At 64.4% G+C, this 19,186-nt stretch carries 21 protein-coding genes; 6 read left to right on the top strand and 15 right to left on the bottom strand.

Features of this window, described 5'->3' with window-relative positions; translation table 11 throughout:
- The 10 genes from B9A31_RS08160 to mdcA form a co-directional block, all read right to left on the bottom strand.
- The coding region (locus tag B9A31_RS08160) for a toxin VasX (RefSeq protein ID WP_027608934.1) at positions 1 to 368 on the bottom strand (368 nt) is incomplete at its 3' end.
- A gap of 372 nt (positions 369 to 740) precedes the next feature.
- Positions 741 to 1,505 (bottom strand): malonate transporter subunit MadM, encoded by a 765-nt coding sequence (gene madM / locus B9A31_RS08155; RefSeq protein WP_016713951.1) that lies wholly within the window; start codon positions 1,503 to 1,505, stop codon positions 741 to 743.
- A 2-nt stretch (positions 1,506 to 1,507) separates the two neighbouring features.
- Complete coding sequence (gene madL / locus B9A31_RS08150) at positions 1,508 to 1,930, bottom strand: malonate transporter subunit MadL (RefSeq protein ID WP_016713950.1); 423 nt, start codon at positions 1,928 to 1,930, stop codon at positions 1,508 to 1,510.
- Positions 1,931 to 1,995: 65 nt separating this feature from the next.
- Complete coding sequence (gene mdcH, locus B9A31_RS08145; protein ID WP_084296864.1) at positions 1,996 to 2,916, bottom strand: malonate decarboxylase subunit epsilon; 921 nt, start codon at positions 2,914 to 2,916, stop codon at positions 1,996 to 1,998.
- The gene (locus tag B9A31_RS08140; RefSeq protein ID WP_019098518.1) at positions 2,913 to 3,527 is read right to left on the bottom strand and encodes a malonate decarboxylase holo-ACP synthase; all 615 of its coding nucleotides are present in this window, start codon (positions 3,525 to 3,527) and stop codon (positions 2,913 to 2,915) included. The genes mdcH and B9A31_RS08140 overlap by 4 nt, the downstream gene beginning before the upstream one ends.
- 1 nt (position 3,528) lies before the next feature.
- A complete protein-coding gene (mdcE, locus tag B9A31_RS08135) occupies positions 3,529 to 4,320 on the bottom strand; it encodes a biotin-independent malonate decarboxylase subunit gamma (protein WP_019098519.1) in 792 nt (263 codons plus the stop codon).
- Positions 4,317 to 5,165, bottom strand: coding sequence for a biotin-independent malonate decarboxylase subunit beta (locus tag B9A31_RS08130; RefSeq protein WP_019098520.1), 849 nt, complete (start codon positions 5,163 to 5,165; stop codon positions 4,317 to 4,319). Before B9A31_RS08130 ends, mdcE begins: the two co-directional genes overlap by 4 nt.
- Positions 5,158 to 5,457 carry a malonate decarboxylase subunit delta gene (locus B9A31_RS08125; RefSeq protein WP_016713945.1) on the bottom strand — a complete coding sequence of 100 codons (300 nt, stop codon included), beginning with the start codon at positions 5,455 to 5,457 and terminating at the stop codon, positions 5,158 to 5,160. The genes B9A31_RS08130 and B9A31_RS08125 overlap by 8 nt, the downstream gene beginning before the upstream one ends.
- A gap of 1 nt (position 5,458) precedes the next feature.
- Positions 5,459 to 6,364: a triphosphoribosyl-dephospho-CoA synthase gene (locus B9A31_RS08120; protein WP_025752495.1), complete on the bottom strand. Its 906-nt coding sequence runs from the start codon at positions 6,362 to 6,364 to the stop codon at positions 5,459 to 5,461.
- Positions 6,364 to 8,025: a malonate decarboxylase subunit alpha gene (mdcA, locus tag B9A31_RS08115; RefSeq protein ID WP_084296863.1), complete on the bottom strand. Its 1,662-nt coding sequence runs from the start codon at positions 8,023 to 8,025 to the stop codon at positions 6,364 to 6,366. The genes B9A31_RS08120 and mdcA overlap by 1 nt, the downstream gene beginning before the upstream one ends.
- A gap of 254 nt (positions 8,026 to 8,279) precedes the next feature.
- Here mdcA and B9A31_RS08110 point away from each other — a divergent pair, with 254 nt between their 5' ends.
- Both B9A31_RS08110 and B9A31_RS08105 read left to right on the top strand, forming a co-directional pair.
- The gene (locus tag B9A31_RS08110) at positions 8,280 to 9,350 is read left to right on the top strand and encodes an enoyl-CoA hydratase/isomerase family protein (RefSeq protein ID WP_019098523.1); all 1,071 of its coding nucleotides are present in this window, start codon (positions 8,280 to 8,282) and stop codon (positions 9,348 to 9,350) included.
- 16 nt (positions 9,351 to 9,366) lie between these two features.
- A complete protein-coding gene (locus B9A31_RS08105) occupies positions 9,367 to 10,518 on the top strand; it encodes an acyl-CoA dehydrogenase family protein (protein ID WP_019098524.1) in 1,152 nt (383 codons plus the stop codon).
- A 139-nt stretch (positions 10,519 to 10,657) separates the two neighbouring features.
- Here B9A31_RS08105 and B9A31_RS08095 read toward each other — a convergent pair whose 3' ends face one another.
- Positions 10,658 to 11,590, bottom strand: coding sequence for a LysR family transcriptional regulator (locus B9A31_RS08095; RefSeq protein ID WP_016713940.1), 933 nt, complete (start codon positions 11,588 to 11,590; stop codon positions 10,658 to 10,660).
- A 126-nt stretch (positions 11,591 to 11,716) separates the two neighbouring features.
- Here B9A31_RS08095 and B9A31_RS08090 point away from each other — a divergent pair, with 126 nt between their 5' ends.
- Positions 11,717 to 11,977: a DUF2790 domain-containing protein gene (locus B9A31_RS08090; protein WP_016713939.1), complete on the top strand. Its 261-nt coding sequence runs from the start codon at positions 11,717 to 11,719 to the stop codon at positions 11,975 to 11,977.
- A 1-nt stretch (position 11,978) separates the two neighbouring features.
- Here the strand turns inward: B9A31_RS08090 and B9A31_RS08085 are convergent, their stop codons facing one another.
- Complete coding sequence (locus tag B9A31_RS08085) at positions 11,979 to 12,671, bottom strand: tRNA (adenine(22)-N(1))-methyltransferase (RefSeq protein ID WP_025752497.1); 693 nt, start codon at positions 12,669 to 12,671, stop codon at positions 11,979 to 11,981.
- Between the two features lie 134 nt (positions 12,672 to 12,805).
- On the opposite strand from B9A31_RS08085, the gene B9A31_RS08080 reads away from it, so the two are divergent.
- Both B9A31_RS08080 and B9A31_RS08075 read left to right on the top strand, forming a co-directional pair.
- Positions 12,806 to 13,186, top strand: a complete 381-nt coding sequence (locus B9A31_RS08080) for a RidA family protein (RefSeq protein WP_019098525.1) — start codon at positions 12,806 to 12,808, stop codon at positions 13,184 to 13,186.
- Between the two features lie 143 nt (positions 13,187 to 13,329).
- A complete protein-coding gene (locus tag B9A31_RS08075; RefSeq protein WP_019098526.1) occupies positions 13,330 to 15,330 on the top strand; it encodes a peptidase U32 family protein in 2,001 nt (666 codons plus the stop codon).
- A gap of 143 nt (positions 15,331 to 15,473) precedes the next feature.
- Here B9A31_RS08075 and B9A31_RS08070 read toward each other — a convergent pair whose 3' ends face one another.
- Positions 15,474 to 16,799, bottom strand: coding sequence for a sigma-54 dependent transcriptional regulator (locus tag B9A31_RS08070; protein ID WP_019098527.1), 1,326 nt, complete (start codon positions 16,797 to 16,799; stop codon positions 15,474 to 15,476).
- Between the two features lie 342 nt (positions 16,800 to 17,141).
- Between B9A31_RS08070 and B9A31_RS08065 the strand changes: the two genes are divergently transcribed.
- Positions 17,142 to 17,408, top strand: coding sequence for a hypothetical protein (locus B9A31_RS08065; RefSeq protein ID WP_013972506.1), 267 nt, complete (start codon positions 17,142 to 17,144; stop codon positions 17,406 to 17,408).
- Positions 17,409 to 17,507: 99 nt separating this feature from the next.
- Here the strand turns inward: B9A31_RS08065 and B9A31_RS08060 are convergent, their stop codons facing one another.
- Positions 17,508 to 18,074, bottom strand: a complete 567-nt coding sequence (locus tag B9A31_RS08060; RefSeq protein ID WP_026020434.1) for a vWA domain-containing protein — start codon at positions 18,072 to 18,074, stop codon at positions 17,508 to 17,510.
- A gap of 101 nt (positions 18,075 to 18,175) precedes the next feature.
- On the bottom strand, positions 18,176 to 19,186 hold the full coding sequence (locus B9A31_RS08055) for an ATP-binding protein (protein ID WP_025752504.1): 1,011 nt from the start codon (positions 19,184 to 19,186) through the stop codon (positions 18,176 to 18,178).

Raw genomic sequence — 19,186 nt, 5'->3', positions numbered from 1 at the left:
TTGAGGAAGGACGAAGGAATGTCGTGGTTTTCATTCACGCATTTTTCGGGCAGTGATGCGGGGAGGCCCTCCGACGGCTCGTAGGGGTTGAAGCGGCGCAGGTGGCCCTGCTCGCTCACTTCGTAGGCATGCCAGACCTGCTGGTCGAGCAGCACGTACAGGTAGCCCATGCGCAAGGTGCGCACCCCTAGCTTCGCCGAGACATGCAGGCTGCCGGCCACGGTGCTGAGGCCCTGCGGGCGTGTGTCCGGCACCAGGGCGCGGCGCAGGGGCAGGATCGGCAGGCCTTGGCGTTCACAGGCCATGCACTGGTCGGAAGGGAGCCCGGCTTCGGCTGTCGCAATGGCGATACGTTGACTAAGGGTCATGAGCGCCTCCCGATTTTTCGAAGGGAATCGATCAGGCAGCCCCAGTTCGCCTCGAAATAGAGAGCAAGCAACGGCGAGGTATTGGTTGGGCCGGGCATGAAGTGGTCCTTGTCTTCCAGCAGGCTGAAGACACGAACACTATCGGGGAATCAATTCTTCAAGGAGTCTGGGGCTTCCTAAACAGCTGTAGGATCTGTCTCTTCGAAAAATTACCAGACATTTCCTGGGCAATTGATAAATACTGGCCTCGTGCAGTGGCCGTCAGCAAGTTACACCCCCTTTGGGAGCAACTTTCTTGCACAAAACCTGTAAGCTGGCGCGATCGCTGTGGGAGGGTCGTACCCGCTTCCCAAGCGATCGCGCCAGCTTCCTTCAGCCGACCAGACCGCGTATGCAGAAGTACAGGATCGAAGGCCCCATCAGGCACCCCAACCCCGTATGGAAGGTGGCCGTCAACGCCCCATACGGCACCAACCGCCGATCCGTCGCCGCCAGCCCCGCCGTCACCCCCGACACGGTCCCCGCCAAACCACCAAACACCATCGCCGAACGCGGGTTGTCCAGCGCCAACAGGCGCGCCGACACCGGTGTGAACACCATCACCAGGATCGCCTTGATCAGCCCGGTAGCGATCGAAAGCGCCATCACATCCGAGCTCGCACCGAGCGCCGCCCCGGTCACCGGCCCGACGATGTAAGTCACCGCGCCCGCACCGATGGTGGTCATGCTCACGGCATCGCGGTAGCCGAAGGCATAGGCCACCGCCGCGCCGACAATGAATGGCAGCACTGTGCCCAACAGCAGCGCGACTGCGCCAATCATGCCGGCTTTGCGCGCTTCGGTGGCCTGCACCTCGAAGGCCGTGGCAACGATGGCGAAGTCGCGCAGCATGGCCCCGCCCATCAGGCCGATACCGGAGAACAGCGCCATGTCGGCCAGGCCCTTCTGCCCTCCGGTGACAGTGCCACCTACCCAGGCCAGCACCAGGCCGATGACGATGGCGATGGCCGAGCCATGCACCCGGCCGAAGGTGAGGTATTTAGACAGCAACACCGACAACCACATGATGGCGCCCACCACGGCAAAAGCGGTGATCAGGCCGTTGTGTTCGAGGGCATTTTCAATGATCGGCCACATGTTCAACGACCTCCTGCAGGGGCAACCTGCGCCTGGGTTTCGGGGCTGGGCTCAAGCGCGGGCAGTGGCTCACCCCGGTGGCTGCGGCTGATCAGGGCGATGGTCAAGCCGCACACCAATACCGCACCTACCGCGGCCAGCAGCGCAACCGGCCCACCGTGCAGGGCGGTGACCACGTTCTGCTGGGCAGCCATGGCCACCACGACCGGGATGTACATCGCACCCCAGAAGCCCACCCCGAATTCACATTCCTTGCTCATGCCGCCGTTGCGGTGCATGTACAGCCGTGCGCAGATCAGCAGGATCATGGCAATGCCGACCCCGCCCACATTGGATTTGACGCCCAGCAGCACGCCCAGGAAGTCGCCGACGATAACGCCGGCCAGCGTGCAGACCGCCAGCAGTGCCACACCATAGATGATCATTGTTGTTGTCCTCAGGTAGTGTCGAAGTTGCTTGTTGTTGTTCTTCGCCATCCGCAAACCCGCCATCATCGGTCGCCGGCCACCTCCTGGCGCAACAGCGCATCCAGGGTGTCCCAACGGGTACCCTCCACCGCCACCACCCTGCCCTGTTCGAACACGGGCCGGGCCAGCCCCCCGAGCACGCTGCCGGGTGGCATTTCAAGGTGCAGGCGCACGCCGCGTTCATAGGCGTTGCGCAACGTAGCACGCCAGTCGACCACCCTTGCCATGTTGCCGGCCAGGTCGTCGCGCAGGTGCTGCGGGTCGAACACCGGTCGTGCGCTGCTGCCGCTGAGGTAGGTAATGCGTGGCCGCTGAAGCTCGACCGACGCGAATGCACTGGCCAATTGCGCAGCCGGGCCGTCGAGCAACCGGCAATGCGACGGCACGCTGACCGCCAAGCGCCTTGCCACACCTTGGCCCAGGCGACGAGCCTTGGCCGCCACCTCAGCCATCGCCGTATCGCTACCGGCAATCACAATCTGCTTATCACTGTTGAGGTTGGCGACGTATACCTCACCGCCCACCTCAATCAGCAGGCGCTCGACACTGGCCAGGTCCAGGCCACTGAGCGCGGTCATGCCGTAACCTTGCGGATAAGCACCTTGCATCAGCTCGCCACGCAAGGCGACCAGGCGCACGGCATCGGCAAAGCCCAAGGCGCCCGCCACGACCGCTGCCGGATAAGCACCAATCGACAAGCCCGCCACATAATCCGGTGCCGGGCTGCGTTGCATCAGCCAGCGCGCCCAGGCCACGCCGCTCAGCAGCAGGCACAGCTGCACGGCGCGGGTGTTTTGCAGGGCTTGCTGGCTGTCCATCTCAAGCACCTGCTGGCCGAGGACATCGCTGGCCTCTTCCAGCAGTTGCCCGCAACCTTCAGGCAGGCGTTGCAGCATGCCCACCTGCTGGGCACCTTGGCCGGGGAAGGCGAACAGGCTGCTCATGCGGCACGCTCCATCACGGCCCAAGGGTCGCTGACCAGACGCGGGCCGTGGGGCGACTTGAGCAGCACGCGCAGGGCAAAGCTCGCCCACTCGCGCAGGGCAACCGCACCCGACGGGGTTTCCAGTTGCACATCGATACGGCACGGCGCGCAGTCGAGAATATCCAGCAGCTCCCGCGCCTGGGCGCGGGCCAGCGGTCGTGGCGTGCGCAGCAGCAGGTCCAGGTCACTGCCGGCGTGCACCACTTCCATGCCGGTCGCAAGCTGGTACCCCACCCCACCCGTCGGCCCCCAGGCCAAGCCACGGGCCTGCAATACCGGGGTGACCGAAGCCAGTGCCTGCAATGCAGGCCATGGGCTTTGCCCATGCACGCGCAGGGCTTCAGGGCCTTGCTGACGCTGGATATCGGTCAGGCGCATCAAGGCACCCAACCGCTGCGCCCGGCCGTGACCGCGAAGCCCCACCGCCACCCAGCCCGCTTCACAGGTGGCACGGCGCACCACAACCGGCTGACCGCTTGCCAACACCTCCAGCGCCCACTGAGGCGCGTCCGTGGGCAAACCCGACACGGGCATCCCCCACAGCAGGTCGTGCGGCCTTGGCGCGTTCATCTCAAGCGCCCTGCCACTGGCGGCGCAGCTGTTCACGTACCTGACGCGAGGCACTGCGGTTTTCACCCGCCAGCCGCGACGACAGGTCGGTCGAACTGCCAATGTCGCGCACGGCTTCGGTCAGGCAGGCACGTACTTGGGCAATGTCGGCGCTGCTCGGGGCTTCGGCGTTGTCCACGGTCAAGCGGCGCCACAGCAGGCCCAGCGAGGCATAATTATCCAGGTCGTAGGCCATGGGCGGCACTTCGGCGGCCAGGGCCTCCAGTTGCTCGACGCTGCGCAGGGTAATCCGCGCCGCCGCCGCCTTGCCCATGGCGTGCACCATCACCCCGGCATCGTCCAGAGCGATCAAACGCTGGGCCTGATAGCCATGAGCCAGGAAGGCACCGGACATGGCCTTGCCAACCAGCAAGCCGATCACCGGGTGCCCGGCCAGCCGCGCCTGGGCATAGGCCTGCACGGCACCGGCCAAGGCCTGGTGGATACCCAAGGCCTCCTCACGGCGGCCATAGGCCTGGCTGGGTACATCGATCACCGCGACAATGGCCCGCTTCTGTCCGTTGCGGTCAGCCGCCACCGCCTCGCTCACGGCCTTGGCCAGGCCCCAGCCTTCCAGCAGACCGACCTCGCCCGAGCGTGCGCGGGGGAACGGGTTTTCAGCATCAGGCACCACGGCGATGAAGCGCACCAGGCGGTTGTCCAGTTCGCCGTCGATCACCAGCAACGATGCGGGATAGCCCGGCAAGGCTTGCCCGCCGGCCAGGCCCGACAGCCAGTTCAAGGCACGGTTCATTGGGCTTCTCCTTGATAAAGGGCGCGTACGGCAGCGGCATCCAGTTGCGGGCAGTCATCCCCCAGCCGGGCCAGCCTGTCCAGGAACCAGGCATGCTGGCTGGCGCGATCTCTGGAAGGTGCGTCCAGCAATTGCAGCAAGCGTTCGCGCAGCGCGTCGATGTCGTCGGCCACATAGCCGTCCACCAATCCGCTGGCATGGCGCTGCTCACCACCGCTCAGGCTCCAGATGAAGGGGCGATCCTTGGCGTCGTACTCGCCAATGCCGGCTTCCTGCTCGATCACTTGCGGGCCGTTGAGGCCCAGGCGGGCTTCGCGGGTGACCAGCAAGTGGCTGCACAGGCCGGCGGCGATGGACATGCCGCCAAAGCAGCCGACCGAACCTGCGATCACGCCGATCACAGGTTGCCAAGCCCGCAGTTCGACAATAGCGGCCTGAATCTCGGCAATGGCTGCCAGGCCCAGGTTGGCCTCTTGCAGGCGCACCCCGCCCGTTTCCAGTAGCAACACGGCGCACGTGGGGATGCCGTTGCGGTTGTCTTCGATGGCCAGCTCCAGCGCACCGGCGATCTTTGCACCGCCCACCTCACCCATGCTGCCGCCCTGGAAGCCACCTTCGATGGCAGCAACCACAGCATTGCGCCCGTTCAGCCGACCTTTGGCGATCACCACGCCATCATCAGCCTGGGGCACGATGCCTTGGCGCGGCAGCCAGGGTGACATCAGCCGGTCGAACGGCCCCAGCAGTTCACGGAAGCTGCCCGGATCGAGCATGGCGCGCGCACGTTGGCGGGCGCCCAGTTCGACAAAGCTGCGGCTCTGCAGCAAGCGTTCGGTGTCAGTCATGGGCAATCTCCTCGAAGCCTTGCTCAAGGCGTAGGCGCACCACACCAGGGGTGGCGCCAAAGTCATGGATGTCGATGTTCACAGCCGGCCAGGCGCGGCCCTCGAACAGGCGCTGGAACAGTTGCGCCCAGCGGGCAGCGCTGCCGTTGACCGAGGTGACCACCTGGATCTGCAGGCTGCCGGCAGTGCCAGGTTCGATCAGCACCTCCAGATCGCCGGAGCTGACGCAGCCCACCAGCGTGCGGCCACGGCCCGGTTCAGCGGCGGGGAATTGAAAATTCAGGGTCTCCATGTCACAGGCTCCCGGCTTTATCGAGGAACAGGCAGGCGGCCAGCAAATCGGCGGCGCCGCCCGGTGAGGCGTTCAGGTGCAGCAGGTGCTGGTCCAGCTCGCGCAGTTGCCGGCGCCCGGCCAAGGTGGCGCTGCCGCCTTCGGCCAGTACGGCCAGCGCGCCTTGCTGCACGGTGGCCAGACCGGATGGACCGCTGCGCCAGAGCACGCAGGTGTCGCTGAGTACGGCCATGATCGCCAGCAGCGCGTCGAGCCGGGCGTGCTGCTCACTGGCACCGGCGGCGCGGCTACGTTGCAGTTGTGGCAGGCCGTGGCCGATGACGGCGGGGAAGCCTTGTTGCGCCTGCTCGCGGGCGCCGCCGGTGCCGTAGCGGCGGCGGACCTGCTGGCCGTGGCTGTCTTGCGGGACCATGGCCGGGTCGTCCAGCAAGGCGAGGCGCCCGGCGCGGACGGCAAGGGTGTTGGCGTTCGCAAGGGGATCGAGGGCCGTGACCGCTACCAGCAGGCCGAGGGCCCAGATTGCGCCGCGATGGGTGTTTACCCCCCCGGTGGTGGCGAGCATGGCGGCCTCGCCTTCACGACCGAGCTGACCGAGCGAGGCACGCAGGGGTTGGCAGATTTCACCGAAGGATTGCGCGGCTTCGGCCATTTGGCGCAGGCAGGGCCACAGTGACAGCGCCGAAGCGTGCATCAGAGGCAGCGACATGTCGGGGTGGGCGCCGTTGCTGCGGCGGTCCACCAGGCCGGGTTTGGGGGACAGGTCGGCTTCGTCGATCAGGGCTTCTACGGCTAGGTCGGCCAGGTGGTCGGCCAGGGAGATTTTGGTTGGCTGGGCGGGCCTCATCGCGAGCAAGCTCGCTCCTACAGGGACCGCGCCAGCTTCGGGGCTCAGGTTGTGTGCGTTCATCACCAGCTCCTGAACCGTGCAGGCGGGTTGTAGAGGCCGCCGGACCACTCGACCAGGTCGGCGATGCTGCGCGCGGCCAGCAGTTCGCGGCTGGCGTCGGTGCGCCGGATGCCGAGGTCTTCGGGCAAGGCGATCAGGCCCTGTTGGCGCATGCGCAAGGTATCTTTCGGGTCATGCCGCAGGCCGATGGCGGTGACCCCGGCCACGGCGGCGATCATCTGCTGGCGTTCTTCCAGGCTGCGGGCCTTGTACAGGTAGGCAATGCCCTCCTCGGTCAGCAAGTGGGTGACGTCGTCGCCATAGATCATTACCGGTGCCAACGGCATCCCCGCCTTCTTGGCCACTTCCACGGCATCGAGGGTTTCCACGAAGGTAGGCTTGCCGCCTTCCTGATAGGTCTCGACCATTTGCACCACCAGCTTGCGGCCGCGTTCGAGCATGGTGTCCGGCACCGTCATGTCGAGCCAGGCCGGGGTAGCGTGGCGTCGGCCGCGCGGGTCGTGGCCCATGTTCGGTGCACCGCCAAAACCGGCCAGGCGGCCGCGGGTGACGGTGGAGGAATGGCCATCGCCATCCACCTGCAAGGTGGCGCCGATGAACAGGTCGACAGCGTACTGCCCCGCCAGCTGGCACATCATGCGGTTGGAGCGCATCGAGCCATCGCGGCCTGTGAAGAACACGTCCGGGCGTTGGGCGATGTAATCCTCCATGCCCAGCTCGGTGCCGAAGCAATGCACGCTTTGGACCCAGCCGGCCTCGATAGCCGGAATCAAGGTTGGGTGCGGGTTGAGCGTCCAGTTACGGCAAATCTTGCCCTTCAGGCCCAGCGACTCGCCGTAGGTGGGCAGGATCAGTTCGATGGCGGCGGTGTTGAAGCCAATGCCATGGTTCAGCGACTGCACCTGGTGTTTTTCGTAAATGCCACGAATGGCCATCATCGCCATCAGCACATGCACCGGCTTGATATGGCGCGGGTCGCGGGTGAACAGCGGTTCTATGTAGAAGGGCTGGTCGGCGACCACCACGAAATCGACCCAGGAGGCCGGGATGTCCACCCGTGGCAGGTCGTCCACGCGGTCCACCAACTGGTTGACCTGGGCAATGACGATGCCGTCGCTGAAGGCGGCCGGCTCTACCAGTGCCGGCGTGTCTTCGGTGCTGGGGCCGGTGTACAGGTTACCGTCACGGTCGGCCATGAAGCCGGCCACCAGGGTGACGTTGGGAATCAGGTCGACCAGCAGCCGCGAGTAAAGCTCGATGTAGGTGTGGATGGCGCCGACCTCGAGCAGGCCATCTTCCAGCAATTGGCCGATGCGCAGGCTCTGCGGGCCGGCAAAGGAAAAGTCGAGCTTGCGGGCGATACCGCGTTCGAACAGGTCCAGGTGCTCGGCGCGGCTAACGCTGGGCATGATCATGTGCAGGTCGTGCAGGCGCCCGGGGTCGACCTTGGCCAGCGAGCGTGAGAGGAAGTCTGCCTGCTTCTGGTTGTTGCCTTCCAGCACCACCCGGTCACCGGGCGCCAGCAACAGTTCCAAGGCTTCGACCATACGTTCGGTGGGCAGCACCACGCCGTCGGCGAGGTGGCGTACCCGATCGAGGCGGCGCTGCTTTTCGGCACGCCGCCGCGACCATTGCGGCGGTGGATTCTGCGTTATTGTCATGGTGACTCCACGGGTTCGCTGTCGTGGGGTCACCATAGGGCTGTGCTGCCTGACGGATCAATCAAGCTAACGGCGGGTTTGTTACGCTCAGATTAATGATTTGCCTGGCTGGGGGACTGGCTAGCAGCAAAAATGCACGATGCCCCTGCATAATTGTCGATTGTGCAAGGCAAATTCGCATGACAGGATCCTGCGATCCTCCAGCGAACTCCAGACTTCACTTGGAAAATCAATAACAAAGCAGGGAGAACGCAATGACTGCGCACGCTCAAGCCTCGGTAACCGAGCATGTACTGGCCGAGGTCCGTAACCAGATCGGCCACCTGACTCTGAACCGCCCCGCCGGCCTCAATGCCCTGACCCTGGATATGGTCCGTAGCCTGCGCCAGCACCTGGACCAGTGGGCCGAAGACCCGCACGTGCGCGCGGTGGTGCTGCGCGGCGAAGGCCCAAAGGGCTTCTGTGCCGGTGGTGACATCCGCTCGCTGCACGACAGCTTCAAAGCTGGCGACACGCTGCATGAAACCTTCTTCGTCGAAGAATACGCCCTCGACCTGGTCATCCACCGCTACCGCAAGCCGGTGCTGGTGCTGATGGACGGGTTTACCCTGGGTGGCGGCATGGGCCTGGCCCAGGGCTGCGACCTGCGCGTGGTTACCGAGCGCAGCCGTCTGGGCATGCCCGAAGTCGGCATCGGTTATTTCCCGGATGTGGGTGGCAGCTACTTCCTGTCGCGTATCCCTGGCGAGCTGGGCACCTACCTGGGCGTCAGCGGCGCACAAATCCAGGCGGCCGACGCGTTGTACTGCGGCCTGGCCGACTGGTACCTGGCCAGCGACCAACTCGCCGCCCTTGACCAAGGCCTGGACCAGCTGAGCTTTGGCGACAACCCGCTCAAGGACCTGCAAAACCTGCTGGCCAGGCTGGGCACGCAGGTGCTAGACGATGCGCCACTGGAAAAACTGCGCCCGGCCATCGACCACTTCTTCGCCCAGCCTACCGTGCAGGCCATCGTCGAGCAGCTGCGTGCCGTCAGCATCGCCGACAGCCATGCCTGGGCCGTCGCCACTGCCGACCAGCTGGAAAGCCGCTCGCCGCTGGCCATGGCGGTTACGCTGGAGATGCTGCGCCGTGGCCGCCACCTGGGCCTGGACGACTGCTTCGCCATGGAACTGCACCTGGACCGTCAGTGGTTCCGGCACGGCGACATCATTGAAGGCGTGCGCGCGCTGATCATCGACAAGGACAAGCAGCCCCGCTGGAACCCGCCGACCCTGGCCGCGCTGCAGCAACAGCGGGTCGACCAATTCTTCGAAGGCCTGTGAGCCCGGGAGTACACAGATGCAAGACCTGGAACTGAGCGAAGAACAAATCATGATCCGCGACATGGCCCGGGACTTTGCCCGTGGCGAGATCGCCCCGCATGCCCAGGCCTGGGAAAAGGCCGGCTGGATCGATGATGGCGTGGTGCGCAAAATGGGCGAACTGGGCCTGCTGGGCATGGTGGTGCCAGAGGACTTCGGTGGCAGTTACACCGACTACGTGGCCTACGCCCTGGCCGTGGAAGAAATTGCCGCAGGCTGCGGCGCCACCGGGGCGATGATGAGCATTCATAACTCGGTAGGCTGCGGCCCGCTGCTGGCTTACGGTACTGCCGACCAGCAACAGCAATGGCTGCCCCGCCTGGCCAGTGGCGAAGTGATCGGCTGCTTCTGCCTGACCGAACCGCAAGCAGGTTCCGAGGCACACAACCTGCGCACTCGCGCCGAGCTGGTCGATGGCGAGTGGGTCATCAATGGCGCCAAACAGTTCGTCAGCAATGCCCGCCGCGCCGGCCTGGCCATCGTCTTCGCAGTCACCGACCCGGAGCTGGGCAAGAAAGGTTTGTCGGCGTTCCTGGTGCCCACCGACAACCCGGGGTTCAAGGTTGACCGCAGCGAGCACAAGATGGGCATCCGTGCCTCGGATACCTGCGCAGTTACCTTCGACAACTGTCGCATTCCTGCCGCCAATATCCTGGGCGAGCGTGGCAAGGGCCTGGCCATCGCCCTGTCCAACCTGGAAGGCGGCCGTATCGGTATCGCCGCCCAGGCCTTGGGCATCGCCCGCGCCGCGTTCGAAGCGGCACTGGTGTACTCACGTGACCGCGTGCAGTTCGGCAAGCCGATCAACGAACACCAGAGCATCGCCAACCTGCTGGCCGACATGCAGGTGCAGGTGAACGCCGCACGCTTGCTGATCCTGCATGCCGCCCGCCTGCGCAGCGCCGGCAAGCCGTGCCTGTCGGAGGCATCACAGGCCAAGCTGTTCGCGTCCGAAATGGCCGAGCGGGTGTGCTCGATGGCGATCCAGGTGCATGGTGGGTATGGCTACCTGGAGGACTACCCGGTGGAGCGCTACTACCGGGATGCGCGGATTACGCAGATTTATGAAGGGTCGAGCGAGATTCAGCGCATGCTGATTGCGCGGGAGTTGAAGCACTATCCCCTGTAATTCAACTGCAACAGGCCCTTTGTGGGAGCGGGCGTGCCCGCGAAGCAGGCGATGCGGTGGATGGCACCGGCTTCGCCGGTGTTCGCGGGCACGCCCGCTCCCACAGGATTGGCGAGTGGCTCAAGAAAGCGTCAGTCGCCTACCGCCAATACCGCGCATCATCCACCACCTTCGCATGCCCTTCGAACAGCGCCGGCAGTTGCTCCTTGAGGTAGTCGATCCAGGTCCGCACCTTGGCATCCAGGTAATGCCGTGACGGGTACATCGCATACAGCGCACTTTCGCGCAGGCGGTACGGCGCCAGCAGCCGGCACAAGCGCCCCTGCTCGATGGCCTGGCTGGCGGTATAGAACGGCAGCAGGCCGATCCCCATGCCCAGCTCACTGGCCACCAGCATGGCATCGGCCACATTGGTGGAAAAATTGTCACGCGGTGCGATCACGCACTGATCCACACCCTGGGGGAATACCCAGTCGCCTTCATACATGGGATAAGCCATGCGCAGGCAGCGATGCGCATGCAGGTCCTCGGGGCGTTCAGGCACGCCATGTCGCTCCAGATAGCTGGGTGCTGCGCAGGGGATACTGAAGATATCGCCAAGCGGTACAGCGATCAGCTGTGAGTCCGGCAGCGCACCGTCCACGGTGATCACCACGTCATGGCCTTCGGCCAACGGGTCAGGGTTGCGCTGGGACAGCGTCAGCTCGATCACCACTTCCGGGCACAACGCGTTGTAGCCGGCCACCAGCGGCATCAGCAACAGCCCAAGGCCGTGCGGGCAATGCAAACGCAGGTGGCCGCGAGGCGTGAGGTGCGCGCCACGCGCCTCACCCACCGCTTCTTCGGTCAGCAGCATGATCTGCCGCGCCCGCTCCAGAAACCGCTCGCCGGCCTCGCTCATGCGCAGGCGCCGGGTGGTGCGGTGCAGCAGGCGGGTCTGCAGCTGGTTTTCCAGCTCGGCAACAATGCGCGAAACCTGCGCCGCAGAGATGTCCAGGGCATTGGCGGCTGCAGCGAAGCTGCCGCATTCCACCACACGGGCGAAGGTACGCATGGCATGCAGCATGTCCATGACAGTGTGCTCCTTGTTCAGTCTTATTCTTGCGTTACAGGCAGGAATCTATCACGACTTAGCCCATTTATTGTGGATCACCAATGAATACATCATTAGCCATACATTGAACACAAGGAGCCTGTCATGAAACGTTCGATCGCTGTAATTGCCGTTGCCGCTGCCCTCAGCACGTTCGGTGCCTTCGCCGATAGCGCCAAAAACCAGCCTGTGAGCAGCAATTACGAGTACGGCATGCCGCTGGATGTGGCCAAAGTGATCTCCATCACCCCGGCCAGCAATGCCGCCGACTGCCAGGTTGGCACGGCGCACATGGTGTACGTCGACCATCAAGGCCAGAAACACGAAGTGGACTACCGCGAAATGGGCAACTGCTCGCAGCAGTGAGTCAGGCCAGCACCTGGGTGATCCAGCCCACCTGCCGATTGAAGTCGTCGATCTTTACCTGAGGCACCGCATCGCGGGCACGTTCGAAGTTGGCCAGGGTTTGCTGCTTCTGTTTCAGCATACGCCGCCACTTCACCCGAAATGCCTCGCTTTTCTCCTGCAACAGCACCGGGCCGAAGTACAGCTGTTCAGCGGTGTACGCAGCCTCGCCGGGCTCGGCAACGATGATTTCGTAGTCGAAGCGGTTTTCGCGCAGCAGTTCTTCGTTGACGATACGGTAACCGTTACCCGCCAGCCACTCGCGCAGCTCGCGCTCAGCGCCATTGGGCTGCAACACCAGGCGCATGACGCCAGCAAGGCGCTGCTTGCCGGCCTGCAGAATGTCGCACATGGTGTCGCCCCCCATGCCGCAGATGCTGATCACCGAAATACGGTCGTTTGCCTCCACTGCGGCCAGGCCATCGGCCAGGCGCACGGTGATGCAGTCTTCCAGGCCGTTCCTGCGCACGTTGCGCTGGGCCGAGGCGAACGGCGTTTGCGCCACCTCCCCCGCTACCCCGGCCTCGATCACACCCCGCAGCATCAAGGCGACCGGCAGGTAGCCGTGGTCCGAGCCAATGTCGGCCAGGCGCGCGCCCTGTGGTACATGGGCAGCCACGCGCTCCAGGCGCCTGGACAAAGTCTGTTCGTTCACCGTAAACCCCCGGTTTTGCAATGGGCGCGATTCTGACGGTGAACGCCGCGCATTTCAAACACCGGGGTACCCTCGACCCGCCCGCCCTGCTCGCGTAGGCTTGCCGCTTTCCTTCCGTTGCAAGGCAAGACACCATGGCTAACGCAGAAATCATCTACACCCCGGACCCGGACGCCGAGTCGATTTCGTCCGACGTCGCCGAATACAACGGCGTACTGGTCACCACCCAGATCCCGACCCACGCCGATGGCAGCCTGGAACTGGGCGGCATCGTCGAACAAAGCGAATGCACCCTGCAGGCGCTGAAAGTGGCGCTGGAGAAAGCCGGCAGCGGCATGGACCGCGTGCTGCACCTGACCATCTACCTGACCGACATGGCCGACCGTGCCGCGTTCAACGAGGTGTATCAGCGTTTCTTCAGCAAGCCCTGGCCGGTGCGTGCCGCCGTGGGTGTCGCATCCCTGGCGTTCGAAGGTATGCGCGTTGAAGTGACCGCAATGGCCGCCAAGCGCTGATATACCTGTAAGGGCCCTATCGCCGGCTTGCCGGCGATAGGGCCGGTACAAGCAATACACCTCCCGGCACCCCGATGATGCCGCCAGCCCGTTTCGCCGCTACAATGCCCGCCTAAACCGTGACAGCCCGAAAATATAACGACATGTCCCTTCCAAAGAATCACCTGGAACTGCTCAGCCCTGCCCGTGACGTGGCCATCGCCCGTGAAGCGATCCTGCACGGCGCTGATGCCATCTACATCGGCGGCCCGAGCTTTGGCGCGCGCCATAACGCCTGCAACGAAGTCAGCGATATCGCCGAACTGGTCGAGTTCGCCCATCGCTACCACGCACGCGTGTTCACCACCATCAACACCATCCTCCACGACAACGAGCTGGAGCCGGCGCGCAAGCTGATCCACCAGCTGTACGACGCCGGTGTCGACGCACTGATCGTGCAGGACCTGGGGGTGATGGAGCTGGACATTCCGCCGATCGAGCTGCACGCCAGTACGCAGACCGACATCCGTACCCTGGAGCGGGCCAAGTTTCTCGACCAGGCCGGTTTCTCGCAACTGGTACTGGCCCGTGAGCTGAACCTGCAGCAGATCCGCGCCATTGCCGCCGAAACCGACGCCGCCATCGAGTTCTTCATCCACGGCGCGCTGTGCGTGGCCTTCTCCGGCCAGTGCAACATTTCCCACGCGCAAACCGGCCGCAGCGCCAACCGGGGCGATTGCTCACAGGCCTGCCGCCTGCCGTACACCCTGAAAGATGACCAAGGCCGCGTGGTGGCGTTCGAAAAACACCTGCTGTCGATGAAGGACAACAACCAGACTGCCAACCTGGCCGACCTGGTCGATGCTGGCGTGCGCTCGTTCAAGATCGAGGGCCGCTACAAGGACATGGGTTATGTGAAGAACATCACGGCCCACTACCGCAAAGAGCTCGACGCCATCCTCGAAGGCCGCCCGGCTTATGCCCGTGCATCCAGCGGCCGCACCGAGCACTTCTTCCTGCCCGACCCGGACAAGACCTTCCACCGTGGCAGTACCGACTACTTCGTCACCGACCGCAAAGTCGACATCGGCGCCTTCGACTCGCCAACCTTCACCGGCCTGCCGGTGGGCGTGGTGGAAAAGGTGGGCAAGCGTGACATGCAAGTGGTTACCGACGTACCGCTGACCAACGGCGACGGCCTCAACGTGTTGGTCAAGCGCGAAGTGGTGGGCTTCCGTGCCAACATCGCCGAGCCTCGCGGCGAATTCGTGGAAGACGGCCACACGCGCTACCGCTACCGTGTCGAGCCCAACGAAATGCCTGAGGGCCTCTACAAGCTGCGGCCCAACCACCCGCTGTCGCGCAACCTCGACCACAACTGGCAGCAGGCCCTGCAACGCACCTCGTCCGAGCGCCGGGTTGGCGTGGAGTGGCACGCGGTACTGCGCGAGCAGCGCCTGATGCTGACCCTGAGCAGCGAAGAAGGCGTGAGCGTGCAGGTGGCCCTGGATGGCCCGTTCGGCGTGGCCAACAAACCGCAGCAGGCACTGGACCAGTTGCATGACCTGCTCGGCCAGCTGGGTACCACGATGTACCACGCCGACAGCATCCAGCTGGACGCCCCGCAGGCGTACTTCATCCCAAACTCGCAGCTCAAGGCCCTGCGCCGCGAAGCCATCGAGGCACTGACCGAAGCGCGTATCAAGGCGCACCCGCGTGGCGCGCGCAAGGCCGAGACGACGCCGCCACCGGTGTACCCCGAGTCGCACCTGTCGTTCCTGGCCAACGTGTACAACCAGAAGGCCCGAGACTTCTACCACCGCCACGGCGTGCAACTGATCGACGCGGCCTACGAGGCCCATGAAGAGCACGGCGAAGTGCCGGTGATGATCACCAAGCATTGCCTGCGCTTCTCCTTCAACCTGTGCCCCAAGCAGGCCAAGGGCGTGACCGGCGTGCGCACCAAGGTGGCCCCCATGCAGCTGATCCAGGGTGACGAAGTGCTGACCCTGAAGTTCGACTGCAAACCGTGCGAAATGCATGTGATCGGCAAGATGAAGAGCCACATCATCGACCTGCCGACCCCAGGCAGCGCGGTGGCCCAGGTGGTGGGGCACATCAGCCCGGAAGACCTGCTGAAAACCATCCCGCGCGGGCCGCATTGATCAATCTGTACGGGCCTCCTCGCGGCTTAAGCCGCTCCCACAGGGAAATCACAGCATTCGAAGCGGTGAAAATCCCTGTAGGAGCGGCTTAAACCGCGAACACCGGCGTAGCCGGTGCCAGCCAACAAAATCCTCGGTTCCAATCAGCGAATCTGATGCTTGTGCAGCAGCCGGTAAAACGTCGGCCGTGAAATCCCCAGCACCTTGGCCGCCACACTCAGGTTGTCACTGTGCCGGTTCAGCACGTCGCACAGTGCCTGGTGCTCGGCCCGGTGCTTGTACTCTTCCAGCGTACCCAGCGGCTGTTGCTCCTGGTCGAGCAGCTGCAGCCCCAGGTCCTGCGCCTCGATCTGCCGCCCTTCGGCCAGCACCAGGCCACGGCGCACGCGGTTGGCCAGCTCGCGCACATTGCCCGGCCAGTCATGCCGACCCATCGCCGCCAAGGCATGGTCGCTGAACGAGCGCGGCCGGCGCCCGGTTTCCAGGCTGTAGAAATGAGCAAAGTGGCTGGCCAGCATCGAGAGGTCGCCATGCCGGTCGCGCAACGGCGCGGTCACTACCTGCAACACATTCAGGCGGTAATACAGGTCTTCGCGAAATCGCCCTTGCTCGATGGCCCGTTCCAGGTCCACGTGGGTGGCGGCCAGCACACGCACATCCACCGGGATTGGCTGGCTACCGCCCACCCGCTCAATGTGCTTTTCCTGCAGAAAGCGCAGCAGGTTGGCCTGCAACTCCAACGGCAAGTCACCGATTTCATCAAGAAACAACGTGCCCCCATGGGCCGCTTCGATGCGCCCGGCCTTGCGCTGGTGCGCACCGGTGAAGGCGCCCTTCTCATGGCCGAACAGTTCGGACTGGATCAGGTGCTCGGGAATAGCCCCGCAGTTGATGGCAACGAAGGGCTGCTCGCTGCGTTGCGACTGGCGGTGCAGGGTGCGCGCCACCAGCTCCTTGCCGGTACCGCTTTCGCCTCGGATCAGCACCGGCGACTCGGTGGGCGCCAGTTTGCCCAGCAACTTGCGCAACTCACGGATGGGCCGGCTTTCACCGAGCAGTTCGTGGGTGGCTTCATCCACCTTCACCGCCCCTTTGCCACGCAAGCGCGCCATGCCGAACGCCCGGCCAAGGGTGACCTGTACGCGGGAGACGTCGAATGGCAGGGTGTGGAAGTCGAAGAACCATTCACAGACAAAATCGCCGACGGCAGGCATGCGCAGTTGTTCGGCACTGAGCACGGCAATCCATTCGGTATTGCTGCGTTTGATCATGTCCTTGACTGCATCAGGGTGCCTGAGGTGCGAAGCCTGCAAGCGCAGCAGGCCTACATCACAAGGGTGGTCCAGCGCCCCGCCGAGCACGCAGGTGTCTACATCCCAGCCTGCGCTGCGCAGGCCCGGTAACAATCGGTGGCAGTCGTCGCAGGGGTCGACGATAAGCAAACGGCGTTGGGCGGCAAGCTGTTGCATAACCGATCCTTGGCGCCAGTTTTTGGTTTTATGAAGTAAAACAGCAAGTTGTGGCGCCCGTTTAACAGTAGCAACGAAGTTGACGGTTCCCAGTACCGTCTGTCTGCCGACGCATTTTTTTACAAAGCATCACGGGAATTTTCGCGTTTTATCGACATCACATGGCGGCGCAGGCAAGAACGGATTCGGCCCTGACAAAAAATTTTACATCCATTGTGTGACTTGCCCCCGGACAACGAGCATCAGTACACATAACCCCGCGCTGCACTTCGCGATGATTGAGGCGACTTTGAAGCAACGCGGACTTAACTTCGCTGTTTGGGACCATAGAGAGACCGAACCATGAATGCCCCGCTCCGTGTCAACGAAGCACTGCTGATTGCCGACCACGCCTTCGAACCTTTCCAGTGCGTAGCCTGGGATGCACCCAACGGTACTGGTGAACTGAGCCTGGCAGTGATCGACCGGACCAGCACCCGCATCGGCAGCAAACAAGTGTCTTCGCGCATCTATTCCGACCCGGCCCAATGGGCCAGCCTGATCGAGGAAGTGCGCGCCGAACTGTGCGAAAAAGGGTACGACCTGCAACCGTGGTCGATGCCGAAGTAATAACGCCCGGCAATCAAGTGCGTGCAACGTCACGCACTTGATTGCATGCAAAGTTGCTGTTCTGGCAACTTTTTCTATGGCGACATAGTGTCGCGCCAATCAGTCCAAGATTTTGAAGTGCTGCAAGTGCTGGTAATCGGCCTGCAGTTGCTCAGCCAGACGCTGTGCGCGCCCAAGACGAACGGGGGCAAGTTCCATATCCACCAATAACGTTGCACAAGGCATGGGCTGCACGGCGTTGCAGTGCTGCAGGCGACCGTCGGTAAAGACCAGGCAGCGCATGGCTTCAGTCGGATGGGCGCGCTGGCGCGCCAGAAGCCAGTGCCGAGCCTGTTCCAACGCGGCGATCAGCGGCGTACCGCCACCGGCACCCAAGGCTTGCAGCCAGGGCTGCAAGGCCGCCGAGGCCTTCAGGCCGTGGCGTTGCCATTGTGGCGTTTGCCCGCTGGCGGTGAGCAGGGCCAACCGGGCGCGCTGGCGGTAAGCCTGGTCGAACAGGGCTGCCAGCAGCCCTTTGGTTTGCGCCAGCGCCTGATGGCGACGGGTGGAGGCCGAGGCATCGACAATCACCAGCCACAGCTCTGCGGGCCTGGCTTGGCGCTGCTGCCAGCACAGGTCCTGGAGCAACCGTGGCCGCCCCTTGAGCAAAGTCGGCAGCCAGGCCACCCGACCGGTCGCCGCACTGCGTGCCCGGCCACGGCTGGCCCCGCCCTGCTTGCCCGCGCCAGGTCTGGCATCCGCCCCTTTGGCAGGTGGCTGGCGAATGCTCAGGGCTTTTTTGCCCAGTTCGGCACCTCGCGGCGGGCACCGCTGGCCACCGGCTGCGCCGGCAACGCCCCCCAGTCACCCTGCCCGCCCTGTTCGCCAGGGTGACTGGCACCCGGCTGATCGGGCTGCGGCGGTGCCGACGGCGCAGGGGCCTGGGGCGCCACTTGGCGACGATGGCGCAAGGCGAACTCGGCCACCGCGTCGACATCCGCCTCTTCAATAGCCGCCCCCCCGCGCCAGGCGCAGTGGGCGCGTGCAGCGCGCAGCCACACCAGGTCGGCGCGCAGGCCGTCGACGCCAGCGGCATAGCAGCGCTCGGTGATCCACGACAGCGCCTGGTCGTCCAGCGCTATGCCGGTCAAGGCCCGGCGCGCCGCCTGGCAGCGTTCGCGCAACTGTGCCTGGGCCGCAGCCCAGTGGGCACAGAAGGCGTACGGGTCGCTGTCGAAGGCCAGACGACGCCGAATGATCTGCTGACGCGCCTCAGGCTCGGGCGAACCTTCCAGGGCCACGTTGAGGCCAAAACGGTCGAGCAGTTGCGGGCGCAGCTCGCCTTCCTCCGGGTTCATGGTGCCGATCAGTACGAAACGGGCACTGTGCCGGTGCGAGATGCCGTCACGCTCGATACGGTTGGTGCCACTGGCCGCCACGTCGAGCAACAGGTCGACCAGGGTGTCGGGCAGCAGGTTGACCTCATCGACATACAGCACGCCACCGTCAGCCTGGGCCAGCACGCCCGGGGAGAACTGCGCCTTGCCCTGCCCCAGCGCCGCGCTCAGGTCCAGGGTGCCGACCAGCCGTTCCTCGCTGGCACCCAGCGGCAGGGTGACGAATGGCCCCTCGCCCAGCAGGTCGGCCAGGCCACGGGCCAGCGTACTCTTGGCCATGCCGCGCGGCCCTTCGATCAGCACACCGCCGATTTTCGGGTCGATGGCCGTCAGGCACAGCGCCAGCTTCAGGTCGTCGGCACCGACCACCGCGGCCAGCGGAAATTGTACGGGTTCACTCAT

Source organism: Pseudomonas sp. URIL14HWK12:I5, assembly GCF_900176445.1.
GTDB lineage: Bacteria > Pseudomonadota > Gammaproteobacteria > Pseudomonadales > Pseudomonadaceae > Aquipseudomonas > Aquipseudomonas monteilii.
The sequence above is the reverse complement of the archived record's forward strand: the minus strand, read 5'-3'. Positions and strand labels throughout refer to the sequence as shown.

Bases quoted from the DNA above. Each gene is read 5' to 3' on its own strand.
- madM (WP_016713951.1), bottom strand. From the start codon at position 1,505: ATGTGGCCGATCATTGAAAATGCCCTCGAACACAACGGCCTGATCACC.
- madL (WP_016713950.1), bottom strand. From the start codon at position 1,930: ATGATCATCTATGGTGTGGCACTGCTGGCGGTCTGCACGCTGGCCGGC.
- mdcH (WP_084296864.1), bottom strand. From the start codon at position 2,916: ATGAGCAGCCTGTTCGCCTTCCCCGGCCAAGGTGCCCAGCAGGTGGGC.
- B9A31_RS08140 (WP_019098518.1), bottom strand. From the start codon at position 3,527: ATGAACGCGCCAAGGCCGCACGACCTGCTGTGGGGGATGCCCGTGTCG.
- mdcE (WP_019098519.1), bottom strand. From the start codon at position 4,320: ATGAACCGTGCCTTGAACTGGCTGTCGGGCCTGGCCGGCGGGCAAGCC.
- B9A31_RS08130 (WP_019098520.1), bottom strand. From the start codon at position 5,165: ATGACTGACACCGAACGCTTGCTGCAGAGCCGCAGCTTTGTCGAACTG.
- B9A31_RS08125 (WP_016713945.1), bottom strand. From the start codon at position 5,457: ATGGAGACCCTGAATTTTCAATTCCCCGCCGCTGAACCGGGCCGTGGC.
- B9A31_RS08120 (WP_025752495.1), bottom strand. From the start codon at position 6,364: ATGAACGCACACAACCTGAGCCCCGAAGCTGGCGCGGTCCCTGTAGGA.
- mdcA (WP_084296863.1), bottom strand. From the start codon at position 8,025: ATGACAATAACGCAGAATCCACCGCCGCAATGGTCGCGGCGGCGTGCC.
- B9A31_RS08110 (WP_019098523.1), top strand. From the start codon at position 8,280: ATGACTGCGCACGCTCAAGCCTCGGTAACCGAGCATGTACTGGCCGAG.
- B9A31_RS08105 (WP_019098524.1), top strand. From the start codon at position 9,367: ATGCAAGACCTGGAACTGAGCGAAGAACAAATCATGATCCGCGACATG.
- B9A31_RS08095 (WP_016713940.1), bottom strand. From the start codon at position 11,590: ATGGACATGCTGCATGCCATGCGTACCTTCGCCCGTGTGGTGGAATGC.
- B9A31_RS08090 (WP_016713939.1), top strand. From the start codon at position 11,717: ATGAAACGTTCGATCGCTGTAATTGCCGTTGCCGCTGCCCTCAGCACG.
- B9A31_RS08080 (WP_019098525.1), top strand. From the start codon at position 12,806: ATGGCTAACGCAGAAATCATCTACACCCCGGACCCGGACGCCGAGTCG.
- B9A31_RS08075 (WP_019098526.1), top strand. From the start codon at position 13,330: ATGTCCCTTCCAAAGAATCACCTGGAACTGCTCAGCCCTGCCCGTGAC.
- B9A31_RS08070 (WP_019098527.1), bottom strand. From the start codon at position 16,799: ATGCAACAGCTTGCCGCCCAACGCCGTTTGCTTATCGTCGACCCCTGC.
- B9A31_RS08065 (WP_013972506.1), top strand. From the start codon at position 17,142: ATGAATGCCCCGCTCCGTGTCAACGAAGCACTGCTGATTGCCGACCAC.
- B9A31_RS08055 (WP_025752504.1), bottom strand. From the start codon at position 19,186: ATGAGTGAACCCGTACAATTTCCGCTGGCCGCGGTGGTCGGTGCCGAC.